Source organism: Microbispora sp. CA-135349, assembly GCF_050947365.1.
In the GTDB taxonomy this organism is placed as follows: domain Bacteria; phylum Actinomycetota; class Actinomycetes; order Streptosporangiales; family Streptosporangiaceae; genus Microbispora.
On record NZ_CP192001.1, the window covers coordinates 8,071,897 to 8,090,670 of the forward strand.

Below are 18,774 nucleotides of genomic sequence, written 5' to 3' on the forward strand. Positions count from 1 at the left end.
TCAGTTCGGCCGTGGGCGGGCCTCGGCCGTCGGCTCGGGCAGCGGCACGTGCGACGTCGTACGGATCGACAGCACGGCGTCGAAGCCCAGCAGCCGCAGCAGCCGCACCACCTGCGGAACGGGCTGGGCGAAGGTCACCGCGCCGCCCCACTCCCGTACGCGCGCGTCGGCCCACAGGAGACTCCGCGCGCCCGCGCAGTCGAGGAAGCCGACCCCGGCCAGGTCGACCTCGACGTGGCCGGGCCCGTAGGTCCCCAGCACCTGCCGCAGGCAGGCACGGAACTCCGGCGCCCCCGACACGTCGAGGTCGCCGTTCACCGCCAACCGGATGCCGGTCTCAGCCGACGTGGTCTGGATTCGCAACATTCCTCGGGCCCTGCTCGCCCAGCAGCTCCGCCGCGAGCTCCGATACCTTCCGTCTGCTGTCCCTGGCCTGCTTGCGCAGCCCGGTGAACGCCTGCGAGGCCGTCAGATCGTGCTTGCCCATGAGATAGCCGATGGCCCGCTCGATCACGACCCGGTAGTCCAGGGCGTACTGCAGCTGGTCGGCCAGCACCGCCTTCTCATCCGCCTCCATCGACGCCACGAGGACCTGCTCGATCACGTGGGCGTACGCGTGGAGGGCCTGGGTGTCGGACTCCTGCCACTCGTGCGGCGCGTCCTGGTAGACGTTGAGGGTGCCCACGGGCACGCCGCCGAGCCGGATCGGCACACCCGCCACCCCGCGCACCTCGGGGTGCAGCAGTTCACGCAGGGCGGGCCACCGCCGGTCGGCCCGCACGTCGACCGTCGTCACCGCGGTGTCGCCCACGTACGCCGCCACGCACGGGCCCTGGCCCGTCACCGCCTGAGCACGCTCGAGGCTGCGGCCGCGCTCGTCGGTGGCGAAGAGGTAGCGGAGCGTACGGTCCTCCTCCGCGAACATCAGACCGGCGCCGGAGTATCCGAAAAGCCGGTCGACCACTTGGACGATGCGCTCAAGGTGGTGCACGATCCCGGTCGCCGCCCTGTCCTTCTGCAGACGTCTCAGGCTGGCGACTAGAGCCTCAGGATCGATATGGGTCATTCCGTATCCTCTCGTGAACCTCACCTCGCACCGCCGTGGCCTGTGGGAGAGGTGCCGATTCGGCCATCACAACTGCCCGAATGGGGCTCGATCAGTCCTGATCTCTGCCAGGACCCGCAGAACGATGACCATCAGCTCGCCGAGGCGGGAACCGGCCTGCGCCTCCGCGCGGTCCCAGACCCGCCCGTCGCGGGCGTAGAAGTCGAGGACGCCGATGAGTTCGCGGTCCTCGACGAGCGGTACGGAAAGGACGGCCCGCACCGGCGGGGCGTGGACGGCCACGTGCGGAAAGCCCATGGGGCTCGCGGCGTGCAGATCGTGGATCGCGACGAGGCCGCCGCTGGCGGCGCTCTCGATGGCGGGACCGTCGCCCACGGACTCCTGGGCGGACTCCAGCAGTACGCCGTCGTCGTCGGTGGCCCCGACCGCACGGAGGCGGTCCTGGCCGTCGAGCAGCATCAACGCGGCGCCGTCGGCCCCGAACAGGTCGGCCATGCCGGTGAGGACGTTCTCGAGAACATACGACACGTCCGATGCCATCGCGAGCCCACTTTCAAACGATCAAGCGGCCGCGGACACAGGGCGGAGTGCCCCTAAGCCTAGTGGGCTTCGCGCAGTCCTAGCCAGGCGATCCCCAGGGTTGACGGACCGGGTTGGGGAGGACATGACGAATCCGCCCTCCCGAACGGCCCGGCGCGGGCCGTACGGGAGGGCGGACAGGTTCGCCTCGGGCGTCAGCGCTTGGCCTTCTTGCCCTCGGGGGTGACGGCGTACCACTCGCCGCCGAAGTCCTTCAGGTCCTGGCCGAGCACGTCCCCGGCCTTCTGGTCCTTCACGTAGTAGTAGAGCGGGTGCTTGTTGTAGGTCACCTGCGTGCCGCCGTCCTCCCGCCGGATCGTGCCGAGCAGGTTCGCGTGCACGCCCGTGCCGGCCTGGGGCGCGCCGGCCGAGAGCACCGGCGGCCACGCGGCCGCGCACGCCTGGGTGCAGGCGGACGCGCCGCCCTTGTCCTTGGTGAACAGGTACACGGTGCGGCCGTCCACGCCGGTCAGCACGCTGCCGAGCGAGGTGGGCGCGGCGCCGATGCGCGCGGGCCCCGTGGGGGACGCCTGGACGGGGGAGGTCGGCGATCCGGTGGCGGACGGCGTGGTCTCCGAGGGGTGCTCGGAGGGCTCGGGCGTCTGCGACTCGTTGAGCTGGTCGTTGGCGACGCGGCTGGCGTCCTCGTCGCCGGCACCGCCGCATCCGGCGGCCAGCAGGCTGATCGCGACCGCGCCGGCATACAGCAGTTTCCTCATGTTCGGCCTCCTGGGAAGTGAGCGAGTCGGCTCCCAGGAGACACGCGGCGACGGTGGCCCCGCCGTCAGGACGCGAAGATCCGGGAAAGGGCTTTGCCGTTTCGTGGGTTCCGCCTCAAGGACCTCTCGCCGCCCTCGCGCCAATCACCGCCTGATGCGGATGAACCGGCGAATCCGGGGCAATCGAAGCAAGCCGTACGGGCACAGCGGTGCGCGCCGACACGCGGGCCGATCGCGGGGAGGTGCCGAGTTCCCCGGAGCGTGCGGTGCGATGCTGAGGCTGCGACGCCCGGTCGCACGACAGACAAGGAGCGCACGGATGGCCGACATCGTCGACATGGGCGAGCTGAGGCGCCGCCTCGGCCGTACGGGAGTGTGGCTGTCCTCTCTGGCGGCGACCCCGGCGGCCCGGGTCAGGGAGGCCGCCGCCGAGATCGAGGAGCTCGGATACGCCACGCTGTGGGTCGGCGAGACCCCTGCGGGCCGGGAGGCGTTCACGCACGCGGCGCTGCTGCTGTCGGCGACCGGTCGGCTGCGGGTGGCCACGGGCATCGCCAACATCTACGGCCGCGACCCCGTCGCCGCCGCCAACGGCGCCGCGACCCTGGCGGAGGCGTGGGACCAGCGGTTCGTGCTCGGCCTGGGCGTCAGCCACAAGCCTCTGGTGACGAGTCGCGGGCACGACTACTCCGCACCGCTCGAGTACATGCGGGACTACCTCGGCGCGATGGACCAGGCGACCTTCGGCGCGCCGCTCGCGGAGACACCACCCCGGGTGCTCGCGGCGCTGCGGCGCCGGATGCTCGAACTGGCGGCGCGGCGCGCCCAGGGGGCGCACACCTACTTCGTGCCGCCCGAGCACACCGCGAAGGCACGCGACCTCATCGGCTCCGCCCCGGTGCTCGCGCCCGAGCAGGCGGTGGTGGTCGAGACCGACGCGGGCCGGGCGCGGGAGATCGCCCGCGAGTACGCCGCCTTGTATCTCTCCCTGCCCAACTACACGAAGAACCTGCGCGAGCTGGGCTTCTCCGACGACGACTTCGCGGACGGCGGAAGCGACCGGCTCATCGACGCGATCGTGGTCTGGGGCGAGCCTGAGACGATCGCCGAGCGGATACGCGCCCACCACGACGCGGGCGCGGACCACGTGTGCGTGCAGCCGCTGGCGGACTCGGTCGACACGCAACTCGAGCACCTGCGGCTGCTGGCACCCGCCCTCCTGACGGCGTGACCGCGGCGACTCCCGGGCGGGACCCTCTCCTGCCGCCGGACCCGACGGGCCTGGAGGCGTGGATACGCCAGGTCCTCGGCCTGGCCGGTGCCCGGGCCTCCGCGTTCGCACCGCCTCCGCCTCCCACCCCGTCCGGGGACCACGCGGAGGACGCGGACGCCACGGGCACGGCCGAATAGGCGCCGCGTGCGGTCAGGCGGCCTGGCTCACCTGCTCGGCCAGCCGTTCGAGGCTCTCGTCCAGCGCCTGCTCCACCGCCTCGGGCGGGGGCGCGTGCCCCTCGTCGAAGAAGGACAGGTGGACCGTCACGTCGCTGCTGTCGTCGTCGATGCCGGCGACCTGCAGCCATCCGGCGTACCGGTCCACGTCGCGGGTGCCCCACTCCATCCGCAGCTGGTCCTGCTCGGATCGCAGCAGCGCACGCTCGTCCTGTCCCGTCTCGTCCTCGTGAACGGTGACCGCGGGCGGCTCCTCCGCGCGTACGTGCAGGTCGCGGGGCATCCAGAGATCGAGTTTGCCGACGTCGCACGCCTGGCGGAACACTTGGTCGGCCGGCGCGGGCATCCTGCGGGACCGCTCGAACTCGGTCATGGTCCGTCACTCCTCCCTCTGGGTATCGGACGCTGCCGATGTAGGGGGCCCTTACCCGCCATCGCCCCGTCCATCCTCCGTCTCGCCCCGCCGGACCCGGGATGCGTACGGCGGCGTAGGGTCCCGTTGCATGACTGATCACTACGATGTCGTGGTCCTCGGCGCCGGGCCCGGCGGCTACACCGCCGCGGTCCGCTCGGCCCAGCTCGGGCTCAGCACGGCGATCGTCGAGGAGCGCTACTGGGGCGGTGTCTGCCTCAACGTGGGGTGCATCCCCTCCAAGGCGCTGCTGCGCAACGCGGAACTCGCCCACATCCTGACGAACGAGACCAAGACGTTCGGAATCCAGGCGGACGGCCCGATCACCCTCGACTACGGCGCGGCCTTCCGCCGCAGCCGGCAGGTCGCGGACGGGCGGGTCAAGGGCGTCCACTACCTGATGAAGAAGAACGGCATCACCGAGTACGACGGCCGCGGCACGTTCACCGGCCCGAACGCCATGGAGGTGCGCGGCACGGACGGCTCGGTGCGGACGGTGACGTTCGGCCACTGCATCATCGCGGCGGGGGCGACGACCCGGCTGCTGCCGGGGACGTCCCTGTCCGAGCGCGTCGTGACGTACGAGGAGCAGATCCTCAGCGAGGCGCTGCCGGAGAGCGTCGTCATCGCGGGCGCCGGCGCGATCGGCGTCGAGTTCGCGTACGTGCTGCACAACTACGGCGTGAAGGTGACGATCGTCGAGTTCCTCGACCGGATGGTCCCGCTGGAGGACCAGGAGGTGTCCGCGGAGCTGGCGCGGCGCTACCGCCGGCTCGGGATCGAGGTGCTGACCTCCACCCGGGTGGAGTCGATCGACGACAGCGGCGACACGGTGCGGGTCACGGTCTCGAGGAACGGCGAGACCTCCGTGCTGGAGGCCGACAAGGTGCTGCAGGCCATCGGCTTCCAGCCCCGCGTCGAGGGGTACGGCCTGGAGCACACCGGCGTACGGCTGACCGAGCGGCGCGCGATCGCCGTGGACGGCCGGTGCCGCACCAGCGTGCCGCACATCTACGCCATCGGGGACGTCACCGCGAAGCTCATGCTGGCCCACGCCGCCGAGTCGATGGGCGTCATCGCCGCCGAGACCATCGCGGGCGCGGAGACGATGGAGCTCGACTACGTCATGATCCCCCGCGCGACCTACTGCCAGCCGCAGATCGCGAGCTTCGGCTACACCGAGGCCCAGGCGCGCGAGCAGGGCTTCGACGTGAAGGTGGTCAAGTTCCCGTTCACGGCCAACGGCAAGGCGCACGGCCTGGGCGACCCGAACGGGTTCGTCAAGGTCCTCAGCGACGCGAAGTACGGCGAGATCCTCGGCGCCCACCTCATCGGGCCCGAGGTGACCGAACTGCTGCCCGAGCTGACGTTGGCCCAGCAGTGGGACCTCACCGTGCACGAGGTGGCGCGCAACGTCCACGCCCACCCGACTCTCGGCGAGGCGGTGAAGGAGGCGATCCACGGACTGGCCGGACACATGATCAACATGTGACGGTGGCGGGCGGTCAGCGCCCGGTAGGCGGGCGGTGTGCGGCTCGTCAGCGCCGGGGGCGACGCTCCTCCCGTGGCCGCGGCGCCTCGCGGCCTCGGACCCAGAGGAGCGCGTATGAAGACCCCGTCCGTCCTGATCTCCGGCGCGAGCATCGCCGGACCGGCCGTCGCGTACTGGCTGCGCCGGCACGGCTTCGCCCCCACGGTCGTCGAGCGGGCCCCCGCCCTGCGCGAGGGCGGCCAGGCGGTCGACTTCCGGGGGCCGGTCCACATGAGCGTGCTGCGGCGGATGGGCGTCCTGGACGAGATCCGCCGCCTGCGCACCGACCCCGGCCCGCTGCGGGTGGTCGACTGGCGCGGCGAGCAGGTCGTCGCGCTGCCCGCCGAGTTCACCGGCGGCGAGGTGGAGATCCTGCGCGGCGACCTCGCCCGCGTGCTGTACGACCGGACCCGGAACGACATGGAGTACGTCTTCGGCGACTCCATCGCGTCCATGACCGAGACCCCGGACGGGGTGGAGGTGACCTTCGAGCGCGGCGCGCCCCGGACGTTCGACCTCGTGATCGGCGCGGACGGTTTGCACTCGAACGTCCGGCGGCTGGCCTTCGGCCCCGAGTCGCGGTTCGTGCGGCCGTCCGGCCACCACGTCGCGATCTTCAGCGCGCCCGACCATCTGGGTCTCGGCCGCGACACGCTGCTCTACAACGAGCCCGGCCGTGGCGTGGCGGCCGCGGGCGCCAGGGACGGCGTGACGGCCGGGGTGATGTGCGTCTTCCGCGCCCCGGGGCTGGAGTTCGACCACCGCGACATGGCGCAGCAGAAGAAGATCGTCCTGGACGAGTACGCGGGAGCGGGCTGGGAGGTCCCCCGGTTGCTCGAGGCCGTCCCGGACGCGACCGACTTCTACTTCGACTCGATCAGCCTCGTCCACATGGACCACTGCACGCGCGGGCGGATCGCGCTGCTCGGCGACGCCGGCTACGGCGCCACCTGCGGCGGCATGGGGGCGGGCATGGCCGTCGTGGCGGCGTACGTGCTGGCGGGCGAGCTGGCCGCCGCACGCGGCGACCACCGCGCCGCGTTCCCCGAATACGAGCGACTGATCAGGGGGTTCGCCAAGGCGTGCCAGCGGGTCGCGGGCAACGCGGGCTCCTTCCTCGCCCCGGCGACGCGGGGCGCGATCCGGCGGCGCAATCTGTCCTATCGGATGCTCACCGTCGGGCCGCTGGCGCGGGTGCTCGACGCGATGAGCACCAAGGCGGCCACCTCGATAACGCTCAAGGACTATGCCGCCTGAGATGGGTTACGCTGGCAATCCGGCCGTGCGCGAAACGCTGTGGCCGCGTACGGGCGACACACTGCGAGGCGGCCCGATGGCGAGGGACGACGCGAACGGCACCGGCTCCCGGGCCGACGCGAGCACCCTGATGGCCCTCATGCGCGAGCTGGTCTTCCCGCCGTACGTGATCGACCGGTCCTCGGTCGTGCCGCAGGACGTCACCCGGCGGGAGAACGACGCGGAGCACTCCTTCGCCCTGGGCCTGGCCGCGGTCTGCCTCGCCCCCCTGATCGACGAGGCCCTCGACCCGGGGCGGATCGCCAGATACGCGCTGGTCCACGACCTGCCGGAGGTCCACGCGGGGGACGTGTCGGTCTACGCGGGCCCGGCGGAACGCGAGAAGAAGGCCGTACGCGAGGAGGAGGCCCGGGAGATCATCACCCGCGACTTCGGCGGGACGTTCCCCTGGCTCGTCGAGGACCTGTACGGCTACACGGCGCAGCGCGACCCGGAGAGCAGGTTCGTCTACGCGCTGGACAAGCTGCTCCCCCACGTCAACGTGCTGCTGGCCGACCATCACCCGGTGCGCCCGACCTGGGCCGCGTACAAGCGCACCGAGATCACGGCCAGGCGCAAGATACGCATGAGCTGCCCGGCACTGCTGCCGTTGTTCGACGAGCTGTGCCGGGAGTTCGCGCGACGTCCGCATCTGTTCTCCGATGGGGTGTCACCTGCCGCGGGAGATGACGATGTTCGCGACGGCGAGCAGGGCCGCTCCGCAGACGGCGGAAAGCACCCTCCACGGCAGATCGACGCCCGGCCCGAGCATGGCGGGCAGGGCGACGAGGAAGGCCCCGGCGGTCGCGGCCGACACCCGGGTGAGCAGGCGCGACCGGGATCGGCGCACGACCACGGGAAACCCGGCGCTCGTCGTCAGTGAGTCGCCCGCCTTCGCCGGGTCCGCCCGGCTGCCGACGGCCAGCGTGATCCCGACCCGCGCGAGCGCGTCGAAGGCCAGCACCTCGGGTCGCAGCCAGAACTCCACGGTGTCGTAGCGCGACGCCACGTCGTAGGAGTCGTCGGAGGCGATCTTCAGGAAGGTGCCGTCGGTCGCGCAGACGAGCCGCTTCGCGGTCGGCGTGTAGCCGTCGCAGTAGTAGCTGACCCGCATCTTCACCGTGTCGCCGTCGCTCAGGTGCAGCCGTCCCGCGGCGTCGAGCGCGCTCGGCCTGTCCCTGCCCAGCAGCGGTTCCTCGGTGCGGACGAAGTAGGAGGACCTGAAGGTGGGATGCCGCGCGAGCCGCCGGGCCACCCCGAGCCAGGCGACGGGGTCGTCACCCGGCCGCTCGTGGGAGTGAAGATCGGGGAAGCGGGTGGTGGCCGGATACCAGCGCCCGCCGTTGGCCTCCGCGAGCCTGTCCACGAACCAGCCGCCCTTGGCCCTGATCTCCGCCTCGGCCAGCGGGAACTCCTCCAGGTTGGCGTAGTCGTCCACCCTGAGCCTGAACACGGCCATGTCGGCCACGCAGGCGGTCGCGACGACCGCGGCGAAGCGCACGGGGACGACGAACGGCTCCGCCTCGGGCGACTCCCGGTCCGCCAGGAAGGCCACCAGGCAGCGGCGGCCGACGGCGGAGCCGTTCGCGATCGCCTGTTGCAGGGCGCCCGCCACGTAGTCGGTCTCGTAGCGGAACTGGATGATCGCCCCTCTGGGCAGGGCCAGCGCCGTCAGGACGTCCTCCGCGTACCTGCGCCTGCTGTCGGACGACAGCAACAGCACCGAGGGCCGGATCCCGGTCATGCCGGGCCCCCTGTCCGCAACTGACGTCGTCATCGCGGGACCTCCCGCAGGCGGTCCTCGAGCGCGAGGAAGCGCGGCCACACCCGGTCTCTCGGCAGTTCGTCGAGGCGCAGGCGCGTCGCGGTCTCGTACCGCAGCCCCCGGTCCGCGAGCGCCCGGTGCTCGCCCAGGACGATCGGCTCGCGTACGTCGCCCGACTGGTCGCCGGTCAGGTCGATGACGAACCGCCGCGGGTCGTCCGACGGGCCGATCTCGACCCAGCAGTGGTGGCTCACGTCCTCGGCGTCGTCGCGGCCGACCCGCAGGCACCCGTAGCAGTAAACGGGTTCGAGCAGCAGATCGGTGCGGAGCCTCCGGGCGAGCCAGACGGAGGTGACGCCGCACTGCCCCCGGGGATCGCCCGCCGTGACCGGCGGCTCCTGATACCGCGGATGGGCCGTACGCTCCGACCAGCAGGTTTCCAGCATCCGGCGGTAGCCGAGCAACCGGTCCGTCCACTCCGGCGCGGTGAAGTCCGCCTCGACGGGTCGCACCTGGTCACCGCCGGAATGGGTCCGGCGCGACACCGTGATCAGGCCCTCGATCCCGCGGACGCTCCGTTTCGCCGCCGCGGTGGCGCCGAGGACCATCAGCACGTTGTCCGGGGTGTCCAGGAGTTGCGGCATCGACTCCCCGGATATCCGGCGCGTCTGGAAAAGGCCTTTGTCGTCGTAGCGGTACGCCACGGGCGACAGGGCGACCGGCGTGAATCCCGACGCGAGAAACGAGGTGCCGTCGAAACCGAGCATGGGGTTGTAGGCCGTGATGACGTAATCGCCGGCGTTTTCCGCCCTGATCTCCCGTACCGCGCGGGAGATCGTCAGGCTCATGAGGTTCGCCGGAATTCCCGCCAGCCCGTGCATTCTTGTCAGGATCATTATCCGGGCCGGATCGACGTCCAGCCCGTGGCCGGTGAGCGCGTCCAGGACGTACTGGCGGTCGCAGCGCGAGAAGGCGACGTACGTGAGCGGCATCGTCGCGCCGGGCAGGAAGAGCCCGAACTGGAGGACGGTGTCGGCCCTCTCGCTGTGCAGGTAGTGCAGTCTCGACTGGACGAGGTGACCCACGCCGGGCCTGACCTCGGTGAAGCGCAGGCGGGTGCGGTAGCCGTCGGTGAACGACAGGCTCAGGTCCCGGTGCGCCTTGTGCACGTCGAGGAGGACGGAGGCGTGCGCCTGGTGCGCCGCGTCCTGGGCCGACTGGCGCACCTGCGCCGCCCGGACGACGGCCTGCAGCCGTATCTCCTCGTACACCTTGTCCGGAGACCAGCCGGCGATGGCCGGCCTGCTCAACCGGGGCAGGTGCAGTCTTACCTGGATCTCCAGGGTCCGGAGGTCGACTCCGACCGTCTCGGCGTCCGCGCGCATGCGCGTCCCCATCGTGCCGATGAAGGTCTCGACATCCGGATCACGAAGCCCGTCCACTCGCGCGCCCTCGCTTCGCGCTTTCTCCCTTCGCGGCGTACGCGTGGTTATGGGCACTTTTTCTCCCGCAAGCAGCGAGAAGTTTGTCAGGGACGCCGTCAAGGATAGAACTCCAACCGCACCCTGTCAGGCGCTCGCCGAGTTGATATCGCCTTTCGCGGGACCCACCGAAATCAGGGCCGCTCTTTCATTGGAGCGGCGCAGGCGGTGGATAGAGGGCCGCGAGGCCGTGCGCGGCCGCCGCCATCTCGCGCCGCAGCTCGGCCGGTTCGAGGACCTCCACCTCCGCGCCGAGCTTGAGGAACTCCGTCCGCGCGTGCGTGACCGACTCGATGGGCACCGTGGCGGTGACCCGGCCCCGCTCGTCCGGCGGGCCCGCCGTCTCGTCCACGGCCCCGATGACGGCCGAGCTCATGACCTCGCCGAGCCGCTCCCGGCCCCGCGGCGACAGGCGGATCACCGCGTGCCCCCGCAGCAGCCGGGAGCGGAAGCCGGTCAGGTGCTCGCGCCAGTGCCCCGCCAGGTCGAAGCCTTCCGGGCGCTCGAACGTCTCGCCGGTAACCGTGAGCGCGAGGATCCGGCCGACGCGGTAGGTGCGCAACGCGCCGTCGCACCGCGCCACGAGATACCACTTGCCCGCCTTCAGGACCAGCCCGTACGGCTCCAGCCTCCGCTCGACCTCGCAGGGCTCCGTCCAGCGGCGGTAGCGGACCCGGACGACCCGGGCGTTCCAGACGGCCTCGGCGATCTCCGGCAGATAGGGCGACTGGTCGCCGTCGTAGTACCAGCCGGGCGCGTCGAGGTGGAAGTGCTCCCGCACCCGCCGCGCCTCCTCCCGCAGACCGGCCGGGAGCGCGGCCTCGATCTTCAGTTCGGCCGCGGCCAGCAGAGCGCCGAGGCCGAGGTCCGCCGCCGGTCCCGGCAGCCCGGCCAGGAACAGCGCCCCGGCCTCCCGCTCGGTCAGGCCGGTGAGCCGGGTGCGGAAGCCGTCCATCAGGCGGTAGCCGCCCTCGTGCCCGGCCTCGCCGTACAACGGGATGCCGGCGGCGTGCAGCGACTCGACGTCCCGGTAGATCGTGCGGACGCTGACCTCCAGCTCGCCGGCGAGCTGCCTGGCCGTCATCCGGCCGCGCGACTGCAGCAGCAGGAGGATCGACAGCAGCCGGGACGCGCGCACAGCGCCAGAATCGCACCGCCACGCTTGCGCTGCCACAGATCCGTCTGGGCATCTCAGACGCCCGGGTCCACTGCCGGAAGGTGTCAGTGAAGCGGTCCTACCGTTCCCGTCATGGCATTCGCGGAGAAACTGCTCTTCGTGCCGCCCCCGATCACGGTGAGCGGCTACCACGTCAAGCGTTACCACGTCACCGCCGACCCGGCCGGCATCGACCCGGCGGTCGAGAAGGCGGCGTACGCCGTCCTGCCCGAGCTGCTGCCCGAACCGGACGGCACGCCCCCGGCCGCCTTCGTCGTCCTCCACAGGGGCGGAGACGACGGGGCCTACATCAACGCCTACGCCTGGGCGTGGGACAACGCCCTGCACTACGGCAACGCGGTGGCCGGTCAGCCCGTGCTCGGCTGTCCCGACCGGGATCCCACGCACTTCATCCGGCCGGAACGCCCGCTCATCGGCTGCGTCTGGGAGCTGCCGCCGATCCTGCACGAACGCGACGCGTGGGTGCGGCACGTGCTCGCCCCCGACCGGCCCGACCTCGGCGCCTACCTCGCCGACACGCTGCCCGAGGGCACGACGGGAGACCGCCGCTGAAAGAACGCCGCTGAAAGAATCACGGGTGCGACGAGCGTGCCGATCAGGGACGACACCGCGCGCACTTGACCGGGAGATCACCGCGGGTGATCGTCGAGGCCTGGCTCCACGAACCGGTCCCCCCTTCGACACCGGAGTGATTGATGCGCGCAGCTCTGGCCGTGCCGCTCGCCGCGTTCGCGGCCGCCGCTCTGCTCGCGGCGGCCCCCGCCCCGCCTCCGCCGCCCCCGTCCCCCGCTCCTTCGCACGGTCACGCCGTAGAGGTCACGGTCAACGCGAACGCCGGGCTCGGCACCGTCCACGAGGCGGCGTACGGCGCCAATGCCGCCATCTGGGACTCCCACATGAACGATCCGGAGGTGGCGCGGCTGTACAAGCGGGCGCACATCGCGGCCGTACGGTATCCCGGCGGGTCGTACGCCGATCTGTACCACTGGCAGACCCACACGGCGCCGGGCGGGACCGTGGCTCCGGGCACGGGGTTCGACGCGTTCATGGGCACGCTCAGGAGGGCCGGCGCACAGCCCGTGGTGATCGCCAACTACGGCACAGGCACTCCGGAGGAGGCCGCCGGCTGGGTGCGGTACGCCAACGTGACGAAGAAGTACGGCGTGAAGTATTGGGAGGTCGGCAACGAGCTCTACGGCAACGGCTACTACGGCGCCACCTGGGAGACCGACGACCACGCGGACAAGAGCCCCGCGGCGTACGCCCGCAACACCCTGGAGTTCGTCCGCGCGATGAAGGCCGCCGATCCCACGATCAAGGTCGGGGCGGTGCTCACGATCCCCGGGAGCTGGCCGGACGGCGTGGTCGCGGCGGGTGACTCGGCGAACTGGAACCACACGGTCATCCCGGTGGTGGCGCCCGAGATCGACTTCTTCACCGTGCACTGGTATCCGGGCACGAGCATCCCGGACACGACCGGCGACGTCGTCGGGCTGCTGGCCTCTCCGCCGGGGCTCGCCGAGATGCTGGCCCAGGTGCGGGCCGACGTCACCGCCCTGGGCGGACGCGACGTGCCGCTCGCGCTGACCGAGGTGGCCTCCAACATCGGGCGCAACACGCACGCGGCCGGGCTGTTCGCCGCCGACACCTACCTGACCGCCCTGGAGAACGGCGTCTTCACCGTGGACTGGTTCGACACGCACAACGCGCTGGAGAAGGCCGGCACGATCGACGGCGAGACCGACTACCAGGACATCGGCTTCCTGTCGCTCGGCCAGTGCGCCGACGGCGTCTGCGAGCCGCCGCTCAACACGCCGTTCCCCTCCTATCACGGCATCGAGATTCTCGGCACGGCTGCCCGGCCCGGCGACGGCCTGGTCAGGGCGTCCTCGGACGAGCCGAAGGTGGCCGTGCACGCCGTACGGCAGGCCGGCGGCGACCTGGCCGTCGTGATGATCAATAAGGATCCGGCCACCGCCTATCCCGTACGGCTCCGCTACACCGGGTTCACTCCCTCCGGCCGGACCCCGGTCACGTACACCTTCACCCGCGGGGCCACCGCGATCGCCCGCGCCGAGCAGGGCGACCCGTACACCAGGACGCTCCCGCCGTACTCGGTCACCACGATGACGGTGCCCGCGGCGAAGGGCCCGAAGGCCGCACCCGCGCCGGGCACGCCGACGGCACGCGGCGACGCGGGCGGCGTCACGGTGACCTGGCCCGCCGCCGCGCCCAGGGTGGCCGGATACGAGGTGTACCGGCAGGTGGGCGCGGACGCCGTCCTGCTGGGCACGACCCGGGGCACCTCGCTGACGCTGCGCGAACTGGAGCCCGGCGCCTCCTACACGGTCAACGTGCTGGCCAGGGACCGGGCCGGACGGCTGTCCCTGCCGTCCGCGCCGGTGACCTTCACCGCTCCCACACCGCCGGACAGCACCTGCGCGGTCCGCTACCGGGTGACGCAGGGCTGGGGGCGGGGCTTCACAGCCGCGGTGACGGTCACCAACCGCGGCGCCGCCGACATGACCGACTGGGCGCTCGCGTTCCGTTTCCCGGTGGCCGGGGAACGCGTAAGCAGCGGGTCGGGTGGCACATGGACGTCGGAGGGGCAGGACGTGCGGGTCGTCCCAGGAGAGCAGACCAGGACGATTCCGGCGGGCGGTTCGGTCACCCTCGGGTTCGTCGGCGCAAACGAAGGGGCCTATCCCTCTCCCACTGTGTTCCGCCTGAACGGCACGGTCTGCTCGACGCTGTGACCGGTGGTTTCTTGGGGCGATCGTGGCGCCGTCTTGCACGCGGTCGAATACCGCGTTTGACGGCCGAATGCGACACTTCTGAGCAGACGCCTGACGTGTCAGGCGCGAACCCCGCGGCTCATCGCCACAAAAGCCGCCCGGTGTGGTAACGGCGAACCGCTGGAAGCCCGCCCTCCTCGCCGCGAAGGCCGAGGAGGGCGGTGCCCTTTCACGACCCGATCCCGTACGGACGCTTTCTGCGCCGGACCACGGGTGGGGCGTCCATGCGGACGGACGACCGCCGAGCGGCACCGCATGCCGGACATATCATCAGGTGTCGTTTTCCCGGAACACAGCGGACCGGGCGCGAGGGAAAGGTGGTCCGGCAGTGCTGTGCGTGGCGCGCGGCGGGGGCGTCGTGAGACACCGGATGACGGCACGTGGCGGTTGCGCGCGATGAGCCGCGACGACTCGGGCGGGCCGCGGTCCGGCGCCCGCGGCATCGGGAGCCTCGTCACCGGCAACCTGCTCGGCGGGGTCGCCGTCGCCTCCGGATTCGCGGTCGGCGGCCTGCTCGTCGAACGGCTCGGCGGCACGTCCCTCGCGGGGCTGGGCCAGGCCGCGAGCGTGCTCGGCGCGGCGGTCGCCGCGGTGCCGCTGGCCGGTGTCGCGGCCCGGCACGGGCGGCGCCGCTCTCTCACCCTGGGGTACGCGATCGCCGTGCTCGGCGGCGTGCTGATCGTCACGGCCGCCGTCGTCTCCCAGGTCGTCGTGCTGCTGGCCGGGCTGGCCATGTTCGGCGTCGGCCAGGCGGTGAACCTGCAGTCCCGCTACGCCGCCGCGGACGGCGCGGCCCCCGGCGCCCGGGCCAGGGCGATGTCGATCGTCGTCTGGGCCACCACGATCGGATCCGTGGCCGGCCCCAACCTCAGCGAGGTGGCCGACCGGCTCGGCAGGCGGCTCGGGCTGCCGGGCCTCGCCGGGCCCTACCTGATCTCGGTCGTGTCGTTCGCCCTGGCGGGCGCGGTGGTCGCGCTGTTCCTCCGGCCCGCCGTACGGCCGCCCGCGCCGGTCGCCGGCGGAGCGCACGCCCCTCCCCGGACGGTGGGAGCGGCGGCGGCGCTGCGGTGGGCGGCGGCCCATCCCGCGGCGCGGTTCGCGGTCGCGCTCGTCGCGGTGGCGCACGCCATGATGGTCATGGTCATGGTCATGACGCCGCTGCACATGCAGCACCACGGCATGTCGCTGCGGCTGGTCGGCGTCGTGATCAGCCTGCACGTGCTCGGCATGTACGCCTTCAGCCCCGTCTTCGGATGGCTGGCCGACCGGCTCGGCGCGGTCAGGGTCGCGTGCGCTGGAATGCTGATGCTCGTGGCGGCCGTCGTGCTCGGCTTCGTGGCCGCGTCCGCCTCGGAGGGCAGCGCGCTCACCGCGCTCGCGCTGACCGTCCTCGGCATGGGCTGGTCGGCGTCGATGATCTCCGGGTCGGCGCTGCTCACCGGCGCCGCGCCGGACCACATACGGGTGCCGTTGCAGGGCGCCACCGACGCCGGCATGAACTACGCGGGCGCCGCGGCGGCCGCGCTGGCCGGGCCGATCCTCGCCGCCGGCGGTTTCCACGCGGTCAACGTCGCGGCGGCGGTCATCCTGGTGCCCGCCGTCGCGGCGGCGACCGCCGTCCTCGGCCGGGGCGGCGCTCCCGCCGGCGCCCCCGGGATCCGGGGACGGCACGAGGAGTCCGCGGAGCGCGGCGCCCACCCCGCCGACACCGGCTGACCGGCCGTCCCCGCCCGGCCGGTCCTCACCCGCGAGGTCAGGCCTCCCGCTTGGGGATGATCCGCTTGACCGCCACGGCGGCCGACACCAGCGTGAACAGGCCCAGGGCGATCCAGAGCGCGTTCCAGCCCATGAACGGGGCGGTCAGCGCCGCGCCGCCGAAGCCCGCCGCGACGCCCCCGATGGGTGGGTTGTTGTACATGTTCACCATTTCCTTTCCCGACGCCATGCGGCGTCCCAGAAGGCTTTCGCCTGTGCTAACTGCAGGAACACATCGAAGATCATTTCTACGAAGAGCAGCGCGGCGACGGCCATCTGCCTGCCGCCCCTGCTGCGGACGGTCACGATCCGCTCGACCATGAAGACGCCCGTGACCGCCAGCCAGAGCGGATGGAAAGTGAGCGTGCCCGTGACCGCGATCGACCAGGCGGTGGCGCCCAGGTACGTGAAGATCACGATTATCCCGACCAGTGACAGGAGCTGACGGCCCCAGTAGGGCAACGTGACCCGCGTCCAGCCGTAGTCGGTGAGGTTCTCCAGCGCCCCCCGCTTCCACCGCAGCCGCTGCTTGAACAGGTCCTTCCAGGTCTCCATGACCTCGGTGGTGAGCGTGCACTCCGCGGGACAGAGGATGCGGAACCTCAAGTGCAGCAGCGCCAGGGTGAGCTCGTTGTCCTCGGTCAGGACACGTACGTCGTACACCTGGTCGCGGCCGGGGAGACGACCGCCGCGGCGGGCCCTGACGACCTCCTTGAGCGCGAGCGCGCGGAAAAGCGTCGCCGTCCCGGTGAGCACCAGTGCCTTTCCGTGCAGCCGCCGCACGTCCCTCGCGTAGCGCGCGTACTCGTTGCGCTGGAACATGCCCACCAGCCCGCCGCCCGGCTTGCCGGTGAAGGTGCCTCCCACCGCGGCCAGTTCGCCGGTCGCCAGCCGGAGGACGGCATGGTGGATGAAACCGGGATCGAGTGCCGAGTCCGCGTCCATGACCAGTACGGCGTGCCTGGACCCCAACTGGGGCAGCAGAACTTCGAGCACCTGGTTGAGGGCACCCGCCTTCTTGTGGCGGTTGCCGATCGTCCTGATCACCTCGGCGCCGTGCGCACGGGCGATGTCCTCGGTCCCGTCGGTGCAGTTGTCGGCGATCACGATGACGCGGTTGGGCCTGCGCCGCTGGCCGTGCAGCGACGTGATCGTCTCGGCGATCTGGGCCTCTTCGTTGTGCGCCGGGACCAGCACGGTGACGTGCATGTATGCGGGGTCGACCTTCGGGAGGTCCCGCTTGCCGTCGGCGCCCCTCGTGGCCCGGTGCCGGCCCGTGCCGACCTTTGCGAGGTCATTCGGATGGACGGGCGTCAGGGCATGTATGCCGCCTCCGGAATCGGGGACGTTGCGCCCGGTCTCTGACGGCCTGGGCAGAGTTTCTGACTGAACCACTTAAAACCGTCCAGCTCCCAGCAAACCGCCGCATTTTGGTGACTACGCGCAATAGATTACACGGGTGATGTAAGTGACTAGGCAACACTTCGGCGACATAAGATGTTCAGGACGATTTCGGCGCGGGAACGGTGATCAAGTGGTTAAAGTTGCCGGAGCGGTACTTTTATGCCTGTCCGCAACTGCCGTCGCCGTCACGGTCACCGTCTGGCGCGCCGGCGATGGTCAGGCGGCGCCGCCCGCGCCTCCCGTGAGCGTCTCGACTCCGCGGGCGCAGCCGAAGCCCACGGCACGTGCACTGCCGTCGTCACCGCCGGTCATGCTGGAGATCCCGAAGATCGGCGTGCGGACCACGCTGATGACGCTGGGCAAGAACCCGGACGGGACACTGGAGGTCCCGCCCCTCGACAGGGTCGACGAGGCCGGCTGGTACCGGCTCGGCCCGTCGCCGGGCTCCCCCGGTCCCGCGGTCATCGCCGGCCACGTCGACTCGAAAGAGGGGCCCGGTGTCTTCTTCCGCCTCGGCGACCTGCGACCGGGCGACACGGTGAGGATCTCCAGAAAAGATCACACCCAGGTGGTCTTCGAGGTGGACTCCCTGGAGCGCGTGCCGAAGGACCGCTTCCCCACCCGCAAGGTCTACGGGATGGTCAAGTTCCCCGGACTGCGCCTGATCACGTGTGGCGGGATCTTCGACACCTCCAGCGGGCACTACCGCGACAACGTCATCGTCTACGCCCACCTCGTCGCCGGCCGTCGCCCGCAGGGTGGATCTTCTTCCCGTTGATCGACGGCAGGGGATGACTGCATCATCGTACGGGCGTCCGCAGCTCCGACATGAGCCGCCGGGCCACTCGGGTCGGAGACGAAGAGAAAGCGACGGCTGATATGCGGTTCGAGACCGGCGTCGACATCGACGCCTCTCCTGAGCGGGTCTGGCGGGTCCTCACGGACGTCACCAGGTGGCCCGAGTTCACGCCCACCATGACCGCGGTGGAGCACCTCGACGACGGCCCGCTGAGCCTCGGCGTCCGCGTACGCATCAAGCAGCCGGGGCTTCCCCCGATGGTGTGGCAGGTGACGGAGCTCACCGACGGCAGGTCCTTCGCCTGGCAGGCGGCCGGCGGGGGCGTGACCACGCTCGCGACGCACGTGCTCACGCCCCGGGACGGCGGGGTCTCGGTTCTGCTCGGGATCGACCAGTCCGGGCCGCTGGCACCGCTGATGAGCCTGCTTATCGGCGGCCGCACCCGCAGGTACGTCCGCACGGAGGCCGAGAGTCTCAAGCGGCGCTGCGAATCCGGCTCCTGAGGGGGCCGGAGTCCGGGGACGCCGGCCCACCTGCGCGAACAGG

19 protein-coding genes are annotated in these 18,774 nt (G+C 71.4%); 10 read left to right on the plus strand and 9 right to left on the minus strand.

Annotated elements, in window-relative coordinates; all coding sequences use genetic code 11:
- From ACQPZZ_RS37155 to ACQPZZ_RS37170, 4 genes are all read right to left on the minus strand, one after another.
- Positions 1 to 366, minus strand: coding sequence for an STAS domain-containing protein (locus ACQPZZ_RS37155; RefSeq protein WP_432926838.1), 366 nt, complete (start codon positions 364 to 366; stop codon positions 1 to 3).
- Positions 338 to 1,066: a GAF and ANTAR domain-containing protein gene (locus tag ACQPZZ_RS37160; RefSeq protein WP_363642516.1), complete on the minus strand. Its 729-nt coding sequence runs from the start codon at positions 1,064 to 1,066 to the stop codon at positions 338 to 340. Before ACQPZZ_RS37160 ends, ACQPZZ_RS37155 begins: the two co-directional genes overlap by 29 nt.
- A 66-nt stretch (positions 1,067 to 1,132) precedes the next feature.
- A complete protein-coding gene (locus tag ACQPZZ_RS37165; RefSeq protein WP_363642514.1) occupies positions 1,133 to 1,594 on the minus strand; it encodes a GAF domain-containing protein in 462 nt (153 codons plus the stop codon).
- A 206-nt stretch (positions 1,595 to 1,800) separates the two neighbouring features.
- On the minus strand, positions 1,801 to 2,364 hold the full coding sequence (locus tag ACQPZZ_RS37170) for a COG4315 family predicted lipoprotein (protein ID WP_432926841.1): 564 nt from the start codon (positions 2,362 to 2,364) through the stop codon (positions 1,801 to 1,803).
- Between the two features lie 319 nt (positions 2,365 to 2,683).
- Here ACQPZZ_RS37170 and ACQPZZ_RS37175 point away from each other — a divergent pair, with 319 nt between their 5' ends.
- Both ACQPZZ_RS37175 and ACQPZZ_RS37180 read left to right on the plus strand, forming a co-directional pair.
- Positions 2,684 to 3,595 carry a TIGR03620 family F420-dependent LLM class oxidoreductase gene (locus tag ACQPZZ_RS37175; RefSeq protein WP_432926843.1) on the plus strand — a complete coding sequence of 304 codons (912 nt, stop codon included), beginning with the start codon at positions 2,684 to 2,686 and terminating at the stop codon, positions 3,593 to 3,595.
- On the plus strand, positions 3,592 to 3,774 hold the full coding sequence (locus tag ACQPZZ_RS37180; RefSeq protein ID WP_432926845.1) for a hypothetical protein: 183 nt from the start codon (positions 3,592 to 3,594) through the stop codon (positions 3,772 to 3,774). Before ACQPZZ_RS37175 ends, ACQPZZ_RS37180 begins: the two co-directional genes overlap by 4 nt.
- A gap of 13 nt (positions 3,775 to 3,787) precedes the next feature.
- Here the strand turns inward: ACQPZZ_RS37180 and ACQPZZ_RS37185 are convergent, their stop codons facing one another.
- Complete coding sequence (locus tag ACQPZZ_RS37185) at positions 3,788 to 4,186, minus strand: SRPBCC family protein (protein WP_363642508.1); 399 nt, start codon at positions 4,184 to 4,186, stop codon at positions 3,788 to 3,790.
- Between the two features lie 130 nt (positions 4,187 to 4,316).
- Here ACQPZZ_RS37185 and lpdA point away from each other — a divergent pair, with 130 nt between their 5' ends.
- The 3 genes from lpdA to ACQPZZ_RS37200 all read left to right on the plus strand — a co-directional run bounded on the left by lpdA (position 4,317) and on the right by ACQPZZ_RS37200 (position 7,935).
- Positions 4,317 to 5,717, plus strand: coding sequence for a dihydrolipoyl dehydrogenase (lpdA, locus tag ACQPZZ_RS37190; protein ID WP_432926847.1), 1,401 nt, complete (start codon positions 4,317 to 4,319; stop codon positions 5,715 to 5,717).
- Between the two features lie 114 nt (positions 5,718 to 5,831).
- Positions 5,832 to 7,013, plus strand: coding sequence for an FAD-dependent monooxygenase (locus tag ACQPZZ_RS37195; RefSeq protein ID WP_432926849.1), 1,182 nt, complete (start codon positions 5,832 to 5,834; stop codon positions 7,011 to 7,013).
- Positions 7,014 to 7,038: 25 nt separating this feature from the next.
- Positions 7,039 to 7,935 (plus strand): HD domain-containing protein, encoded by an 897-nt coding sequence (locus ACQPZZ_RS37200; RefSeq protein WP_432926851.1) that lies wholly within the window; start codon positions 7,039 to 7,041, stop codon positions 7,933 to 7,935.
- 890 nt (positions 7,936 to 8,825) lie between these two features.
- Here ACQPZZ_RS37200 and ACQPZZ_RS37205 read toward each other — a convergent pair.
- Positions 8,826 to 10,259 (minus strand): hypothetical protein, encoded by a 1,434-nt coding sequence (locus ACQPZZ_RS37205; RefSeq protein ID WP_432926853.1) that lies wholly within the window; start codon positions 10,257 to 10,259, stop codon positions 8,826 to 8,828.
- Between the two features lie 187 nt (positions 10,260 to 10,446).
- The gene (locus ACQPZZ_RS37210; protein WP_432926855.1) at positions 10,447 to 11,436 is read right to left on the minus strand and encodes a helix-turn-helix transcriptional regulator; all 990 of its coding nucleotides are present in this window, start codon (positions 11,434 to 11,436) and stop codon (positions 10,447 to 10,449) included.
- A gap of 111 nt (positions 11,437 to 11,547) precedes the next feature.
- On the opposite strand from ACQPZZ_RS37210, the gene ACQPZZ_RS37215 reads away from it, so the two are divergent.
- From ACQPZZ_RS37215 to ACQPZZ_RS37225, 3 genes are all read left to right on the plus strand, one after another.
- The gene (locus tag ACQPZZ_RS37215) at positions 11,548 to 12,027 is read left to right on the plus strand and encodes a hypothetical protein (RefSeq protein WP_432926857.1); all 480 of its coding nucleotides are present in this window, start codon (positions 11,548 to 11,550) and stop codon (positions 12,025 to 12,027) included.
- 143 nt (positions 12,028 to 12,170) lie between these two features.
- Positions 12,171 to 14,231, plus strand: coding sequence for a cellulose binding domain-containing protein (locus ACQPZZ_RS37220; RefSeq protein WP_432926859.1), 2,061 nt, complete (start codon positions 12,171 to 12,173; stop codon positions 14,229 to 14,231).
- A gap of 435 nt (positions 14,232 to 14,666) precedes the next feature.
- Positions 14,667 to 15,986 carry an MFS transporter gene (locus ACQPZZ_RS37225; RefSeq protein ID WP_432926861.1) on the plus strand — a complete coding sequence of 440 codons (1,320 nt, stop codon included), beginning with the start codon at positions 14,667 to 14,669 and terminating at the stop codon, positions 15,984 to 15,986.
- Between the two features lie 37 nt (positions 15,987 to 16,023).
- Here the strand turns inward: ACQPZZ_RS37225 and ACQPZZ_RS37230 are convergent, their stop codons facing one another.
- Entirely contained in the window at positions 16,024 to 16,188 is a 165-nt protein-coding gene (locus ACQPZZ_RS37230) for a hypothetical protein (protein ID WP_165900532.1), read from the minus strand.
- Between the two features lie 2 nt (positions 16,189 to 16,190).
- The gene (locus ACQPZZ_RS37235) at positions 16,191 to 17,234 is read right to left on the minus strand and encodes a glycosyltransferase family 2 protein (protein ID WP_432926863.1); all 1,044 of its coding nucleotides are present in this window, start codon (positions 17,232 to 17,234) and stop codon (positions 16,191 to 16,193) included.
- Between the two features lie 505 nt (positions 17,235 to 17,739).
- Here ACQPZZ_RS37235 and ACQPZZ_RS37240 point away from each other — a divergent pair.
- Both ACQPZZ_RS37240 and ACQPZZ_RS37245 read left to right on the plus strand, forming a co-directional pair.
- Positions 17,740 to 18,207 carry a class F sortase gene (locus ACQPZZ_RS37240; RefSeq protein ID WP_432926864.1) on the plus strand — a complete coding sequence of 156 codons (468 nt, stop codon included), beginning with the start codon at positions 17,740 to 17,742 and terminating at the stop codon, positions 18,205 to 18,207.
- A 101-nt stretch (positions 18,208 to 18,308) separates the two neighbouring features.
- Positions 18,309 to 18,731: an SRPBCC family protein gene (locus ACQPZZ_RS37245; protein WP_432926865.1), complete on the plus strand. Its 423-nt coding sequence runs from the start codon at positions 18,309 to 18,311 to the stop codon at positions 18,729 to 18,731.
- Positions 18,732 to 18,774 lie beyond the last annotated feature (43 nt).